Raw genomic sequence first — 15,159 nt, forward strand, 5'->3', positions numbered from 1 at the left:
ACGAGCCCATGTCTGCGCCGCCCCCTGCCCTGCCCCACACCGAATCGGTCACCCAACAGATCCTGTCGATCGTCTTCTATACCTTCATCGCCTTCCTGTGCATCGGCCTGCCTATCGCCGTATTGCCCAGCCATGTGCATGACACGCTGGGGTTCAGTGCTGTGGTCGCAGGTTTCACCATTGGCCTGCAATACCTCGCCACCCTGCTCAGCCGGCCCATGGCTGGACGGGTCGCCGACGGCCTGGGCACCAAGCGCGCAATCATCTACGGCCTGCTCGGCATCGGCCTCAGCGGGCTGTTGACCTGGGCGTCGGCACTGGTAATCAGCCTGCCCGCGCTGAGCCTGCTGGTGCTGCTGGTCGCCCGCGTGGCGCTGGGCGTCGCCCAGGGCCTGATCGGCGTCGGCACACTGAGCTGGGGGATCGGCCAGGTCGGCGCCGAACACACCGCACGGGTGATCTCCTGGAACGGCATCGCCTCGTATGGCGCCATCGCCATCGGCGCACCACTGGGCGTGATCGTGGCTGCCGAGCTGAACTTCGCAACCCTCGGGCTGAGCCTGACCGCATTGGCAGGGCTGGCCCTGCTGGTAATCCGCAACAAGCCCTCGGTACCTGTGGTGCGCGGTGAACGCCTGCCGTTCTGGGCCGCGTTCGCCCGCGTTGCCCCATGTGGCGTGGGCCTGACCCTGGCCTCCATCGGCTATGGCACGCTCACAACCTTCGTGACGCTGTTCTACCTGGAGCGCGGCTGGACCGGCGCGGCCTTGTGCCTGAGTGCGTTTGGGGTGTGCTTCATCCTCTCGCGCCTGTTGTTCGTCAATGCAGTCAGCCGCTGGGGTGGCTACCGCGTGGCCATTATGTGCATGGGCGTGGAGACACTCGGCCTGGTGCTGCTGTGGCTGGCCCCGTCACCGGTGGTGGCACTGCTCGGCGCCGGGCTCAGCGGCTTTGGCCTGTCGCTGGTGTACCCCGCGCTCGGGGTCGAGGCGATCAAGCAGGTGCCCAGTGCCAGCCGTGGCGCCGGGCTGGGCGCCTACGCGGTGTTCTTCGATCTGGCACTGGCGATTGCCGGGCCGGTGATGGGGGCCATCGCCGCCCACCTGGGCTACGCGTGGATCTTCTGCGTCGCCGCGTTGTTGTCGCTGCTCGGTGTAGGGCTGACCTTGCTGCTGTTGCAGCGTACCGGTAAGCGCTAGTGGGTGCTGGGCGTGTCTCAGCACCCGCGTGAAAAAGCGCGTGGACGCGCCAGAGCGCTGGCGAGATCATGCAGGGCCAGCTCCGCCTGAATGAAAGCTGCATGAAAAGCCGACTCGCGGCATGACCGGGAGTCGGCTTTTTTACATCAGGATGATCAGGCGGCGGCAAACAGCTCGCTGTCGATCTGCGCCTGTGCGGCCTGCAGGGCGTTGCTGCGATGCTCGTCACCGTAGGCCAGGCCATGGGCGCGCACGAACTCCACGTCGGTGATGCCGATGAAGCCCAGGAACACCTTGAGGAAGTCTTCATGGCCTACGCCGGTAGGCTGGCCGACATGCAACCCGCCAGAGGTCGACACCACGATGACCTTCTTGTTGCCGCACAGGCCTTCAGGGCCGGCTTCGGTGTAGCGGAAGGTCTGGCCGGCAACGGCGATGCGGTCGATCCAGGCCTTGAGCTGAGTCGGTACGGTGAAGTTGTACATGGGCGCTGCGATCACCACGGCATCGGCGGCCAGGAACTCCTGCAGGGTTTCGCTGCTGAGCTTGGCTTCATGCTGCTGTGCGGCATCGCGCAGTTCGTCCGACGTGCCGGCGGCGACCAGGGTGGCGGCGGAGAAATGGCTGATGGCATCGGCGGCCAGGTCACGGTAGACCACTTCCACTGCTGGCTCGCTTGCTTGCCAGGCCGCGACCACGCTGTGGCTGAGCTGGCGCGAAGCCGAGTTGTCGCCGAGGATGCTGGAATCGATATGCAACAGTTTCATGGGGATCTCCTGAATGAGGACCGCGGCTCGGCGATCACGATGGGGAGGATACTACCGGGATGGCGAATAGCTGATAAGATCGCAATTTCACACTTCTTCGTCCCACTGGCAGGACAATGCTCCGATGGCAGGTATGCAGGACCTCAATGACCTCTTCTATTTCGCCCGCGTGGTGGAAGCCGGCGGCTTCGCGGCTGCCGGCCGTTTGCTGGGCATCCCCAAATCGCGTCTGTCGCGGCGCATCGCCGAGCTGGAGGAGCGCCTGGGCACACGCCTGCTGCAACGCACCACCCGGCAACTGAAGCTCACCGCCGTGGGCGAGCGTTACCTGCGCCATTGCCAGGCCATGTTGCTGGAAGCCGAAATGGCCGACGAGGCCGTCGCCAGCATGACCAGCGAGCCGCGCGGCCGCTTGCGCGTATCGTGCCCGGTAGGGCTGGCACACGAGTTTCTGCCGGTGGTGATCAGTCGATTTCTCGAACAGTACCCTCAGGTGCAACTGGACATGGTGCTGCTCAATCGCCGGGTCGACCTGATCACCGAGGGCATCGATGTGGCGCTGCGTGTGCGTGACCTGGGCGATGAAGACCCTGCCCTGGTCACCCGGCGCCTGCGTCAGGCGCAGATGTGGCTGGTAGCGTCGCCGGCCTTCGCTGCGGCGCACCCCATTCAATCACCCTCGGACCTTGCCCGGTTACCGGTGCTGGGCGCGGTGGAAGCCGACCGCCTGGTGCACCTGCGCCTGCTCGACCGCCAGGGCAACAAGCATGACCTGGCCATGGAAGCTCGTCTGGCAATCGACGACTTTGTGGTACGCAAGGCCACTACCCTGGCCGGCCTGGGTTTCACTACCTTGCCGAGCCTGCATTGCGAAGCGGAGCTGCAGCGCGGCGAGCTGGTGCGCCTGCTGCCGGACTGGTCGTTGCCCGGCGGTTACTTGCAGGCGGTGTACCCTCATCGGCGCGGCGTGTTGCCCGCGGTAAGGGCATGGATCGATCACCTGGTGACCTCGTTCGAGGAATGTGGAGAGCGTTATGTCTGAACGAAACATGAGTGAAGCCCAGGTGGCGGCCCTGTGCCTGAGCCTGCCGGGTGCACAGGAAGACTACAAGTGGGGGGGGCGTGCGGGTGTTCTCGGTGGCCGGCAGCAAGATGTTCGCGGTCATGGACCTGGCCGGTGCGGGCCTGTCGTTCAAGGTCGATGACGAGCTGTTCCTGGGGTATGTGGATCGACCTGGGGTGCGGTCAGCTCCTTATCTGGCCAGGGCACACTGGATCAGCGTGGCGCGGCCTTATGCGATGGGGCGTGAGGAGCTTGAGGACTTGCTGCGCCGCTCGCACCAGCTGGTGGTACGGCGCTTGCCCAAGCGGGCGCAGGTGGGGTTGTTGCTGTGAAGCTGATGGCCCCTTCGCTGGCAAGCCAGCCCACAGGGTTTTATGGCGCACGCACAACGTGTGGGAGCTGGCTTGCCAGCGAAAGCAGACTAGAGGCTGAACAGCCGCCCGGCGAAGAACAGGTAGTCGGCCCAGAACACCTGGTGCACCAGCACAATGCCCCAGAACACCAATTGATAGGACAGCTTGCGCGTCTTGTGCCTGTATGCCTGTTGCGCCACCAGCGCGCCTGGCCAGCCACCCAGCAGTTCGACAGCATGCAGCACGTTCTCCGGGGTGCGCTGGCCCTGGGCGCGAGCCTGGCGCTTGTCGTACCCGTACAGGCCGACACACACCAGGCTCAGCAGCGCATACCCCACCAGCCCCAACCAGTTACCCGCGCCCAGCCCGATCTTCAACGCCCCCAGCAACGGCAACAGGCATAGCAGCGCGAATGCCAGCAGCTTGAGCCGGACATAGCGCATGGGCGGGCGCGCCTCGCTACGACTCATCTCAGCCGTTCGCCACGGTCCAGTCGACCCAGCCGAACTGCCAGGTCGCCAGGATCACCAGGCCGAATGCGATGCGGTACCAGGCGAACACCGCATAGCTGTGGCTGGCAATGAACTTGAGCAAACCGCGCACGGCAATCATGGCGAAGATGAACGACACCACGAAACCGATGGCGAACACCGCGAAATCATCCGGCTGGAACAGCTCGCGGTACTTGTAGCCCGAGTACACCGCAGCACCGACCATGGTTGGCATCGCCAGGAAGAACGAAAACTCGGTGGCCGCCTTGCGCGACAGGCCGAACAGCAGCCCGCCGATAATCGTGGAACCCGAACGCGAGGTGCCCGGGATCATCGCCAGGCACTGCGCCAGGCCGATCTTGAGTGCATCGCTCCAGCGCATGTCGTCGACTTCCTCGGCGCGCACCACATGCTCGCGGCGCTCGGCCCAGAGCATGATCCCCCCCCCGATCACCAGCGCGATCGCCACCGTGATCGGGTTGAACAGGTACTCGTGGATCAGGTCGGCAAACAGTACCCCCAACACCACGGCCGGCATGAACGCGATCAGCAGGTTCACCGTGAAGCGCTGGGCCTGAGCCTGACGCGGCAGACCCACCACCACATCGAGGATCTTGCGGCGAAACTCCCACACCACCGCCAGGATCGCACCCAACTGGATGATGATGTTGAAGGCCATCGCCCGCTCACCACCGAAGTTGATCAGGTCGGCGACGACGATCTGGTGACCGGTGCTCGAAATCGGCAAAAACTCTGTCAGCCCCTCGACGATGCCTAGAATCACTGCCTGCATGGCGGTCCAAAAATCCATCATTCCCCCGCAAGACACTGCCCCTGGCAGGTCTTATCAATCGTTGTTTGGTTGCCCGAAACCGGGCATGTTACGGCAACGCGCCATCGAAAAAACCGATGGAAAGCGTGCCCTCGGCCTTCAGGTTTGCGCTGTTCAGGCCGAAATCCTATCAGACCTCTCGTTTAAACGCTGCCGAAGCGGCGCACCAGGGCCTGACGAATCAAGCACTTAGCCCTTGGTCGAGTAGGTAATTCGAGCAAAGCATGGTTGGATGCGGACAATAACAAGAACATAGGGTGACCTTCATGAAGACTTTACGCAGTATGTCGATCAGCCGTCGGCTGTGGCTCATCCTGGTGGTGGCGGTACTGATGCTGGTGACCCTGGGCCTGCTGATGCTGCGCCAGATCCATGGAGACCTGTACCAGGCCAAGGCCGAGAAGACCCGGCACGTGGTTGAAACCGCCGCAGGTGTGCTGAGCTATTACCAGGGCCTGGAAGCCACTGGCACCCTGACCCGCGAAGCCGCCCAGCAGCAAGCCCTGAGCGCGGTGCGCGGCCTGCGCTACGACCAGAACGACTATTTCTGGATCAATGACCTGGGGCCGAAGATGATCATGCACCCCATCAACCTCAAGCTCGAAGGCCAGGACCTGTCGGGCATCCGCGACCCCGACGGTTACGCGCTGTTCAACGAGATGGTCACGCTGGCCAAGGCCCAGGGCGCCGGCAGCATCGATTACCGCTGGCCCAAGCCCGGCGCCAGCGAGCCGGTGGAAAAGACCTCCTACATCCAGCTGTTCAAACCCTGGGGCTGGGTGATTGGCTCTGGCGTGTACATCGACGACATGCAGGCCGAGTTCGCCCGCCAGGTGCGTGACGCTTCGCTGTTGGGCCTGGGCATCGCCCTGGTGATGGCACTGGTGGTGATGCTGATCGCACGCAGCATCGCGCGTCCATTGCAGGAAGCGGTCGATGCCATGGCCACCATTGCCAGCGGCGACAGCGACCTCACCTATCGCCTCGACACCCACGGCCGCGACGAAGTCACCCAGCTGGGGCTGCACTTCAACAGCTTCACCACCCGCCTGCAGCATGTGGTGACACAGTTGCAGGGTGCGGCCCAGGCCCTGGGCCATGCAGCAGGTGATGTGGGCAACAATGCCGGCCAGGCACACCAGCGCAGCGAACAGCAGTCGCAGCAGATGGAACAGGTGGCCACCGCCATCAACGAGGTCAGCTACGCCGTACAGGACGTGGCCAAGAATGCCGAGCACGCCTCCGGCGAGATGCAAAACGCCCAGCAGTGCGCCGCACAAGGTCAGCAGAGCATCCATGGCAGCCTGCAGAAGATCGACGAGCTGTCGGGCACCATCGACCAGGCGGTGCAGGTGATCCAGGCACTGGCCGGCCAGAGCACGCGCATTGGCAGCGTGCTGGAGGTGATCCGCTCGATCGCCGAGCAAACCAACCTGCTGGCGCTCAATGCGGCGATCGAGGCAGCGCGGGCGGGTGAACAAGGTCGCGGGTTTGCGGTGGTGGCGGATGAAGTACGCCTGCTCGCACAACGCACGCAACAGTCCACGGCCGAGATCCAGCAGATGATCGAGCACCTGCAGGGCCAGTCGGAAGCGGCCGTGAAGGCGATCGATGCCAGCAGCCTGGCGTCCCGCCAGACGGTCGAGCAGGCCAGCGAAGCGGGTGCCAGCCTGGACGCGATCAGCCAGGCGCTGCACAACCTGACGGCCTTGAACGCCTCGATCGCCAGTGCCACGCTGCAGCAGTCGCATGTGGTCGAAGAGATCAACCGCAACGTCACCGACACCGCCGACCTGTCGCGCCAGACGGCCGTGGCCGCGCAGCAGTCGAGCAGTGCCGGGGTGGCATTGAACCAGTTGAGCGAACAGTTGGGGCAGCTGTTGCGCCAGTTCCGCGTCTGACCTTCGACCCGTTCGCCGGCCTTGCCGGCGAACGCCGCACGGCATCACCCAAAGGTGGCACACGGCGTGCCACAGGGTACAATCCCCGCCCCACTTTCGAACCTGCCAAGGAACGCCGATGTCCGGCCTCGAACTGTTCGCCGCCGCACTCGGCGTCATCGCCGTCTGGCTCACTGCCCGGCAGAACCCATGGTGCTGGCCGATCGGCCTGGTCATGGTGCTGCTCTACAGCTGGGTGTTCTTCGAGGTGCGCCTGTACTCCGGCGTGCTGCTGCAGCTCGTGTTCGCCGTGCTTCAGGTGTATGGCTGGTGGCAATGGACACGCCCGGCCGATGACCGGCCCGTGCGCCAGGTGACTCGCCTGGACACACCCTCGGTGCTGCTCGGCCTGGGCACAGGCCTGATAGCCAGCCTGGCCCTGGGCGCTGCCATGGCCACCTGGACCGACGCCGCACAGCCCTGGCTGGACGCCACCCTCACCGCCTTCAGCCTGGTCGCCCAGTGGTGGATGGCACAAAAGCGCGTGCAGTGCTGGCCCCTGTGGATCGTGCTGGACGTGATCTTCGTCGGCCTGTTCCTGTACAAGCAGATGTACCTCGTCGCCGCACTCTATGCCGTCTTCACCCTGATCGCCGTGCAAGGCTGGTACGCCTGGCGACGCGACCCCGCGCTGGCCGGCACATGAAGGTCCTGGTACTGGCAGGCCCCGAATCCAGCGGCAAGAGCTGGCTGGGCGCTGAAATCCAGGCGCATTTCGGCGGCGAGCTGGTCGGCGAGTACGTGCGGCACTTTATCGACGAACAGGGCCGTGACACCCACTACGGCGATATCGCGCCCATTGCCCGTGGCCAACTGGCCTGGGAGGACGCTGCGCGAGCGCGTCAGCCCGAGCTGCTGATTCTCGACACCCACCTGCTCAGCAACATCCTCTGGAGCCGCGCGCTGTTCAACGATTGCCCCGACTGGCTTGAGCCAGCATTGCTGGCACGGCGCTACGACCTGCACCTGCTGCTCAGCCCTCAGGGCGTGCCCTGGATCGGGGACGGCCAGCGCTGCCAGCCACAACTGGCGCAACGCCAGGCGTTCTTCGATGCCAGCCAGCAGTGGCTGGGAAAGCACCACCAGCCCACGCAGCTCATCGACGGCGACTGGACTCGCCGCCAGGCCCGCGTACTGGCTGCGGTACAGGCGCTGCTGCACGGCAAGGCACCTGCCTGCGCCACCGAGTGTTAATGCTGCGTTACACCCCCCGCTAGTCCAGCCCGCGAAGCAGAGCCCCCGACCGACAGCGCGAGCCAGCTGTTAAGCCGTTGATACAGTCGACCCAAGACCGGGCTAGGCTCCCCCGCAGCCGCAGCGCCGCCGTGGTCGACAAACCACTGTCTCAGCGGCGTTACACATTTGTTTGGCAGTACGCCTGTGCAAGTCCTATTTACTTGATTTACAAGCAAAAACAAAAAGCGGCACAGCTTCTGCTCTCCTTCTCGCAACGCTGATAGGGCCAGCGCATCGAAGAAGGAATCGCTGCCGTGGGGAATCACACTAACAAGCTGCTGAGTCTGTTCATGATTGGGTGTGCATTGAGTGCCACAGCAAGTCTGCCGGTGTTGGCCGCCGGCGATGGCACCATCATTCTGCAACGTGAAGTCCAGGCCCGCTCGGCCTTTCGCCCGACCGGCACCCCCGACCCTCGCCCCAACACCGTCAACGCCAATGCCTCGGCACGGGTGATGAACCAGACCAACGAGCTCAGCGACGGCGACTTTGCCAGTGTCGCCAGCGGCTCCAGCGTCAACCGCGTACTGGTCCCCGACGCCTCCGGCAATATCCGTGGCATGGGTGCAGTGCCCACCAGCCTGCCAGGCTTGCGCGGCGGTGCCGGCCCTGGCGCAGGCGGTGGCAACAGCATCTCCAATTCGGTCAATCAGAACGTGCAGCGCGGCCTCGCCCCCCTGCAGATCCTGAGTGGAGGCCGCTGAGATGAACTACTCGCTCCTGTTCCTGGCACTGGGTTGCGCCACCTCGGCCTTTGCCGCCCAACCGGTCAACGACAACGCCAGCATCAATACCAGCGGCCAAGGCTACAAGGGCAACCTGACCGTCAACCAGGCCGCCGGTGACCAGCAGCAACAGAACAACAGCCGTGCCATCGCCATCGGCCATAGCGCCACGGCCACCACCCAAGTGCGCCAGCGCATCGATACCCCCGCCAGCAGCGCGATCAATGCGCACGCCAGTATCGGCGGCAACTCATTCAGCAACGGTAACGGGATGATTGGGATCAACCAGTCGGCCGGTGCCAACACACAACAAGTCAATGCGGTACGGGTGAGCATCAGTGCCAACCCGCAAAGCATCGACGACAGCGTCCTCGAGCAACAGAACGTGGCGCTGGCAACCGGCTCAGGTTCGACCGATCACACCCCAGGCAGTCGCCAGGTCACTACCAGTGACCGGGCCTTCACCGGCAGCCGTGGGGTGATCCAGTTGAACCAGAGCGCCGGGGTGGGGAACCGAATGGCCAACACCCTGAGCGTACGGGTCGCAGATTGACCCGAGCACTACACAACGCAACACAACACAACACTTGACAATCTAACAATAATGCGGAGAAACACCATGAAACCCACAATGGCACTCAAGCCTCTGGTATTCGCACTGGCCGCGGTCATGGCAGTTGCTGCACAAGCGGATGGACGTGGAAACGGCGGCCACAATGGCGGCGGCCACGGTAACAACAACAACGATCCAAGCCCTCTGCTGGCACTGCTGATCAATGCTGGCGCTGCTGCCACCGTGATCGACACCCAGGCCAATGGCGGCAACGGTGTGCTCAACGAAAACACCCGCAACAATGCCACCATGGACAATTCGGCCAATGGCTCCCAAGGCAACCTGGGTGCAAACGTGGCTGCCGGCGACGGCAACCAGCAGGATAACGTTGCAGCCATCGCCACTGCCGACGAACGCTTCATCTTCGGCAGCGCAGTAGCAGTCTCCAGCGCTACCCAGACCAATGCCAGCAACACGGTCAGCAACTTCTCCACCCAAAACAACGCCAACCTGACCAATTCGGCCAACAACAGCTCCGGCAACATTGGCGTCAACGTCACCGCCGGCGACTTCAACCAACAGAAAAACAACCTGGCGATTGCCGTGTCCGGCGGCCGTGTGGCCGTGGCCAGCGCAGCCGCCAACCAGTCCACTTCCGGCCTGAATGTGAGCAACAAGGCCGACCGTACCTACGCAACCCATACCCTGGGTGGCGGTTTTGTCGCCTACGGCAGCTACGAAGGCGAAGGTCATGGCTACGTGGAACGCAAAGACGACAAACCTGGCCACGGCGGCTGGGATGATCGTGGCGGCAACAAACCACAGAAAGACAAGCTCACCTTCACCGAAGAAGGCAGCTTTGTACTCGGTGGCGTCTATACCTACCAAGTGCTCAAACCAAACGGCTGGGCCAACCCAGTGGTCAACAACGCCACGATGAGCAACTCGCTCAATGGCGTGTCTGGCAACGTGGGCGCCAACGTCTCGGCCGGCTCGGGCAACCAGCAGAGCAACTCGCTGTCGATTGCAGCAGGCTGCCGCGCCTGCCTGTAAGCAGAACAAGGATGGGGCCCTTCGGGGCCCTTTTCCTGCCATTCACAAGGTGTGAAGACCATGCGCATTGCCCTGCTTGCCGCACTGATGTTTCTGGCCAGCCTGGTTGAGGCCGCCCAGATGCCCATCGCCGCCCTTCCTGGCGGTAATGTCATTTACAAGCCCATCCAGAGCATCCGCGAACGGCGCTTCGCCGACCTTGTACAACAGAAGACCGACTTCAGTTGCGGCGCCGCCGCCCTGGCCACCGTCCTCAAACAGGCCTACTGGCTGGACGTTGACGAGGAACACATCATCGATGGCATGTTGGCCAACGCCGACCAGGAGGTGGTCAAGACCCAAGGCTTCTCCATGCTCGACATGAAGCGTTACGTGGAAAGCATCGGCATGCGCGCCCGGGGCTACCGGATCCCGCCAGAAAGCCTGCAAAGCGTGACCATTCCAGTGGTGGTACTGATGGACATCCGTGGCTACAAGCACTTCGTGGTACTGCAACGTACCGAGAAGGAATGGGTGTACATCGGCGACCCGGTACTGGGTCACAAACGCTACAAATTCGACGATTTCGTCAAAGGCTGGAACGGCATCATCTTCGCCGTCATCGGCCCCGGCTACGACAAGGCCAACGCACTGCTCGACCCGCCGCTACCCTTGACTGCCAAGCAGAAGATCAATGGTTTCTACCCGGTGGATGACGCGCAGTTGATGGACTTCGGTTTTATCCAGAGTGATTTCTTCTAACTACAAGAAGGGGCACGAAGCTCCGGGGAGCACCCGATGAAGACTTCAACCTGGCTGGTTGCCGCGTGTCTGGCGGCCAGCTTGCCTGCGCATGCGCAGTTCAAACCCATCGAAATCAAGGACCAGGAGCTGTCCGAGCTGCGCGGACGCTACGTGATGCCTGGGCGCATCATCAGCTTTGGCGTGGTCATGAGCAGTACCTGGCAAAACGCCCGTGGTGATCGCATCAGTGGCACAGCGACCATGCAGGTGCAGCAATCTTCATTCAAACCACAGTTCTATGTATCGCTCAACGGCCAACAAGGCAGTGGCGCGGCCGTCGGCCAGGGCAAAGGCACGGTCAGCGGCGGTGCAGGGCTCAACACCACCCAGGGCGTGACCCAGTCGGTACGTGCAGCGGGCGACTACAACAGCGCCTACAACAACGTCTCGATCAATGTCAAAGAGGCTAACAGCGCATCCGCAGCGGGCACACCACAAGGGCAGCTGCTTGGCGCAGGGCAGACCATCAGCGGCACCAACGGTGCGGGCACCCTGAGCGTCTCATCCACCGGCAAGGGCATCCAACTGGGTATCCAGGCCAACAACAACCAAGGCAACAGCGTGCAGCGCCTTGCCCAAGGTGGCCTTTTGCAGGCAACCACCCTGCTGGGGGGCAACAACGCTGTCAACAACATGACTCAACTGAACGTGGTGTTGCGTAACAACCTCCCGACTGCCGGGGCCCTGAACTGCAATCTCGATCAACTCAAAGGCCTTCGCATTTCAGGATATTGATCTACGCTCTGTCTCAATCATCGCAGTTGGAAGGGACGGCTAATCCATGCATCGATCGTTTTCGTTGAAGGCAGTGGTCTGTGTGAGCACCCTGGCGTCTTCGGCGCTGCTGCAGGCAGCGCCCGACCCGCAAGTGGAGGCCTTGAAACAGGAGTTGCAGGCACTCAAGCAGCGCTATGAATCACAACAGCAGGCACTGATGGTACTTGAGCAACGCGTGCGCCAGGTCGAAGACCAGCCGGCAGCAGCCCCCCCCCAAGCGCCTTACCCGCTCACCTGCCGCATCTACCCGCTCCGGCCAGACCGTTACTGCCTCCGGCGCAGCACCCGGCACGGGCAGCTCTTACGGCGAGTCACTCAAGGACGACGCAGAACCGGCCCAGAGTGTTTCCAACCTGTATGACGAAGCCAGCGGCTTCTTCGGGGGCGGCAAGTTCAGTGTCGAAACGGGCATCACCTATGCCCGCTATGACACTCGCCAGTTGATTCTCAACGGATTTCTCGCACTCGATTCGATCTTCCTGGGCAACATCAACCTGGACCGCATCAAGGCCGACAACTGGACCCTGGACGTGACGGGGCGCTACAACCTCAACCAGCGGTGGCAGTTCGATGTAAACGTGCCCGTCGTGTACCGCGAGTCGACGTACCAGTCTGGCGGTGCCGGCAACAACGCCCAGGGGGTATCGGAAAAAACAGTGACCCGTGACCCGACCATTGGCGACGTCAACTTCGGGGTGGCCTACAAGTTTCTCGACGAATCGGAAAACACGCCGGATGCGGTGCTGACCCTGCGCGTCAAGGCGCCCACAGGCGACGATCCGTTCGGCATCAAGCTGATTCAGGATCCGAACAACGACAGCCTCGCCTACCCCGAAGACCTGCCAACCGGCAACGGCGTCTGGTCGATCACCCCCGGCATTTCGCTGGTCAAGACCTATGATCCCGCCGTGCTGTTCGGCAGCCTGTCCTACACCCACACCTTCGAAGAGTCGTTCAGTGACGTAAGCTCCGCGGTCGGGGTCAAGGTTCCGGGCAAGGTCAAGCTGGGTGACAGCTTCCAGATCGGTGCCGGTATCGCCTTTGCGCTGAACGAGAAGATGAGCATGTCGTTCTCGGTGTCGGACCTGATTGCGCGCAAATCCAAGATCAAGTCTGCCGAAACCGGCGATGACTGGGTCACGGTACCCAGCAGTGATGCCAACGCGGCGTACTTCAACGTGGGCATGACGCTGGCGGCCACCGACAACCTGACCATCGTGCCCAACCTGTCGATCGGCCTGACCGACGATGCGCCGGACTTTACCTTCAGCCTCAAGTTCCCGTACTACTTCTGATCGCCAGCAACGCCTTCGCCGGTCAGGCCGGCTCCTGCGGGGTACAGGAGCCGGCCTGGCCGGCGAAGGCGTATGCGGGGTCAGCGGATCTGGTGCTTGTGCAACAACCGATAGAACGTAGGTCGGGACACGCCCAGCACCTTCGCCGCGATGCTCAGGTTGTCGCTATGGCGGTTGAGCACGTCACACAGTGCCTGGCGCTCGGCGCGGTGCTTGTAATCCTCCAGCGTCCCCATCGGCGAAACCTCGGCCTGCTGGCCCTGCAGCCCCAGGTCCTGGGCCTCGATCTGGCGCCCCTCGGCCAGTACCAGGCCCCGGCGCACACGGTTGGCCAGCTCACGCACATTGCCAGGCCAGTCATGCTTGCCCATCGCGCTCAGTGCATCTTCGCTGAAGGTGCGCGGGCGGCGCCCGGTTTCAAGGCTGTAGAAGCGTGAGAAGTGGCTGGCCAGCATCGACAGGTCACCATGGCGGTCGCGCAGTGGCGCGGTCACCACTTGCAGCACATTGAGCCGGTAATACAGGTCTTCACGAAAACGCCCGCTGGTAATGGCGCTTTCCAGGTCGACGTGGGTCGCCGCCAGCACGCGCACATCCACGGCAATCGGCTGGCTGCCACCCACCCTTTCGATGTGCTTCTCCTGCAGAAAGCGCAGCAGGTTGGCCTGTAGCTCAAGGGGCAGGTCACCGATTTCATCAAGAAACAATGTGCCGCCGTTCGCCGCCTCGATACGCCCGACCTTGCGCTGGTGCGCCCCCGTGAACGCGCCCTTCTCGTGGCCGAACAGCTCGGACTGGATCAGGTGCTCGGGGATGGCTCCGCAATTGATGGCCACAAAAGGCTTGTCATGGCGCTGGGACTGACGATGCAGCGTGCGCGCCACTAACTCCTTGCCGGTACCGCTCTCACCACGGATCAACACCGGCGACTCGGTGGGCGCCAGCTTGCTCAGCAATTTGCGCAGGTCGCGAATGGGGCGACTGTCACCCAGCAACTCATGTTCGGGCTCGTCGACGTGCACCGTACCCTTGCCGCGCAAGCGCGCCATGCCGAACGCCCGGCCCAGGGTGACCTGCACCCGGGACACGTCGAACGGCAGGGTATGGAAGTCGAAAAACCACTCACAGACGAAATCCCCCACATTTTGCGCACGCAGTTCCTGGGGGCTCAGCACGGCGATCCATTCGGTGCCACTGCGGCTGATCAGGTCCTTGACGGCATCGGGGTGCTGCAGGTGCGACGCCTGCAAGCGCAGCAGGCCGACATCGCACGGATGTTCCAGCGCAGTCGCCAGGGTACAGCTGTGTACATCCCACCCCACGCTGCGCAGGCCAGGCAACAGTCGATGGCAGTCGTCACAAGGGTCAACGATCAGCAGGCGGCGATTCGGTACCGGTTCTAGCATGACCTTTTCCTTGGCGCCAATTATTGGAAATGTTATTAGAAACAGCATGTTGGCAAGCCCGTTTGTAACAGTAGCAATGAACGTCGGAATGCCCACTACCGTCTGTCAGTAAAGCGACAGGGCGTTTTAACGCTGTGAAATTTTCCTGTTAATTCAACGTCACACACGCGCACGGCGAAAGCGCCGTTTGTTGAATGTTTAAAAAAAAACCGGTGCCCGGTGTGACTCCACCCACTACTGCGTGCATCAGTACAAGTAACCTGCGGCAAGGAACACGCCTTGCAGCAACTTTTCCAATGTTTGGGACCACAGAGAGACCGCCCCCATGAATGCCCCGCTCCGTGTCAACGAAGCACTGCTGATTGCCGACCACGCCTTCGAACCCTTCCAGTGCGTCGCCTGGGATGTACCTAACGGTACCGGCGAGCTAAGCCTGGCAGTGATCGACCGGACCAATACGCGCATTGGCAGCAAACAAGTTCCGAGCAGCACCTATTCTGACCCGGAGCAACTGGCACACCTGATCGAGGAAGTGCGCGCCGAGTTGAGCCAGAAAGGTTATGACTTGCAGCCGTGGAGCATGCCGAAGTAACTTTCGGCGCCTCTGGCTCACAAAAAAAGTGCATCCCTGGATGCACTTTTTTTATGCTTGAAGTGCAGTGCTGATACAGCGGCCATTCGCCGCA

General features: G+C 62.6%; 15 protein-coding genes and 3 pseudogenes. 14 read left to right on the top strand and 4 right to left on the bottom strand.

Annotation, left to right across the window (positions count from 1 at the left end):
- The first annotated feature begins 8 nt into the window (after positions 1-8).
- A complete protein-coding gene (locus tag KUO17_RS03785; RefSeq protein WP_217973689.1) occupies positions 9-1,199 on the top strand; it encodes an MFS transporter in 1,191 nt (396 codons plus the stop codon).
- Positions 1,200-1,354: 155 nt separating this feature from the next.
- Here the strand turns inward: KUO17_RS03785 and KUO17_RS03790 are convergent, their stop codons facing one another.
- Positions 1,355-1,966, bottom strand: coding sequence for an FMN-dependent NADH-azoreductase (locus tag KUO17_RS03790; protein WP_217973691.1), 612 nt, complete (start codon positions 1,964-1,966; stop codon positions 1,355-1,357).
- Positions 1,967-2,099: 133 nt separating this feature from the next.
- Between KUO17_RS03790 and KUO17_RS03795 the strand changes: the two genes are divergently transcribed.
- Positions 2,100-3,008, top strand: a complete 909-nt coding sequence (locus tag KUO17_RS03795; protein WP_217973935.1) for a LysR substrate-binding domain-containing protein — start codon at positions 2,100-2,102, stop codon at positions 3,006-3,008.
- Positions 3,001-3,361: pseudogene (locus tag KUO17_RS03800) on the top strand (MmcQ/YjbR family DNA-binding protein). The gene KUO17_RS03795 and the pseudogene KUO17_RS03800 overlap by 8 nt, the downstream one beginning before the upstream one ends.
- Before the next feature lie 89 nt (positions 3,362-3,450).
- Here the strand turns inward: KUO17_RS03800 and KUO17_RS03805 are convergent.
- Both KUO17_RS03805 and KUO17_RS03810 read right to left on the bottom strand, forming a co-directional pair.
- Positions 3,451-3,852: a DUF1294 domain-containing protein gene (locus KUO17_RS03805; RefSeq protein ID WP_255263392.1), complete on the bottom strand. Its 402-nt coding sequence runs from the start codon at positions 3,850-3,852 to the stop codon at positions 3,451-3,453.
- A gap of 1 nt (position 3,853) precedes the next feature.
- Positions 3,854-4,684, bottom strand: a complete 831-nt coding sequence (locus KUO17_RS03810) for an undecaprenyl-diphosphate phosphatase (RefSeq protein ID WP_217973693.1) — start codon at positions 4,682-4,684, stop codon at positions 3,854-3,856.
- A gap of 377 nt (positions 4,685-5,061) precedes the next feature.
- Here KUO17_RS03810 and KUO17_RS27045 point away from each other — a divergent pair.
- The 10 genes and pseudogenes from KUO17_RS27045 to KUO17_RS03855 all read left to right on the top strand — a co-directional run.
- Positions 5,062-5,748 (top strand): annotated as a pseudogene (locus tag KUO17_RS27045) (cache domain-containing protein); the annotation flags it as partial.
- Positions 5,749-5,871: 123 nt separating this feature from the next.
- Positions 5,872-6,606 carry a methyl-accepting chemotaxis protein gene (locus KUO17_RS27050; protein ID WP_425274826.1) on the top strand — a complete coding sequence of 245 codons (735 nt, stop codon included), beginning with the start codon at positions 5,872-5,874 and terminating at the stop codon, positions 6,604-6,606.
- Between the two features lie 118 nt (positions 6,607-6,724).
- Entirely contained in the window at positions 6,725-7,291 is a 567-nt protein-coding gene (gene pnuC / locus KUO17_RS03820; RefSeq protein WP_217973696.1) for a nicotinamide riboside transporter PnuC, read from the top strand.
- Positions 7,288-7,839 carry an AAA family ATPase gene (locus KUO17_RS03825; protein ID WP_217973697.1) on the top strand — a complete coding sequence of 184 codons (552 nt, stop codon included), beginning with the start codon at positions 7,288-7,290 and terminating at the stop codon, positions 7,837-7,839. The genes pnuC and KUO17_RS03825 overlap by 4 nt, the downstream gene beginning before the upstream one ends.
- A 296-nt stretch (positions 7,840-8,135) precedes the next feature.
- On the top strand, positions 8,136-8,585 hold the full coding sequence (locus KUO17_RS03830) for a hypothetical protein (protein WP_425274822.1): 450 nt from the start codon (positions 8,136-8,138) through the stop codon (positions 8,583-8,585).
- 1 nt (position 8,586) lies between these two features.
- Positions 8,587-9,159 carry an adhesin gene (locus KUO17_RS03835; protein ID WP_217973699.1) on the top strand — a complete coding sequence of 191 codons (573 nt, stop codon included), beginning with the start codon at positions 8,587-8,589 and terminating at the stop codon, positions 9,157-9,159.
- Positions 9,160-9,225: 66 nt separating this feature from the next.
- Positions 9,226-10,212, top strand: a complete 987-nt coding sequence (locus tag KUO17_RS03840; RefSeq protein ID WP_217973700.1) for a heme utilization protein — start codon at positions 9,226-9,228, stop codon at positions 10,210-10,212.
- A 60-nt stretch (positions 10,213-10,272) separates the two neighbouring features.
- Positions 10,273-10,953, top strand: coding sequence for a C39 family peptidase (locus KUO17_RS03845; RefSeq protein ID WP_217973701.1), 681 nt, complete (start codon positions 10,273-10,275; stop codon positions 10,951-10,953).
- Between the two features lie 36 nt (positions 10,954-10,989).
- Positions 10,990-11,730, top strand: a complete 741-nt coding sequence (locus KUO17_RS03850) for a hypothetical protein (RefSeq protein WP_217973702.1) — start codon at positions 10,990-10,992, stop codon at positions 11,728-11,730.
- A gap of 46 nt (positions 11,731-11,776) precedes the next feature.
- Positions 11,777-13,067: pseudogene (locus KUO17_RS03855) on the top strand (hypothetical protein).
- A gap of 80 nt (positions 13,068-13,147) precedes the next feature.
- Here the strand turns inward: KUO17_RS03855 and KUO17_RS03860 are convergent.
- Positions 13,148-14,473, bottom strand: a complete 1,326-nt coding sequence (locus KUO17_RS03860; protein ID WP_217973703.1) for a sigma-54 dependent transcriptional regulator — start codon at positions 14,471-14,473, stop codon at positions 13,148-13,150.
- Positions 14,474-14,798: 325 nt separating this feature from the next.
- On the opposite strand from KUO17_RS03860, the gene KUO17_RS03865 reads away from it, so the two are divergent.
- Positions 14,799-15,065 carry a hypothetical protein gene (locus tag KUO17_RS03865; protein WP_217973705.1) on the top strand — a complete coding sequence of 89 codons (267 nt, stop codon included), beginning with the start codon at positions 14,799-14,801 and terminating at the stop codon, positions 15,063-15,065.
- The last annotated feature ends 94 nt before the right edge of the window (positions 15,066-15,159 follow it).

Origin of the sequence: Pseudomonas aegrilactucae, from assembly GCF_019168305.1 — a bacterium.
GTDB lineage: Bacteria > Pseudomonadota > Gammaproteobacteria > Pseudomonadales > Pseudomonadaceae > Aquipseudomonas > Aquipseudomonas aegrilactucae.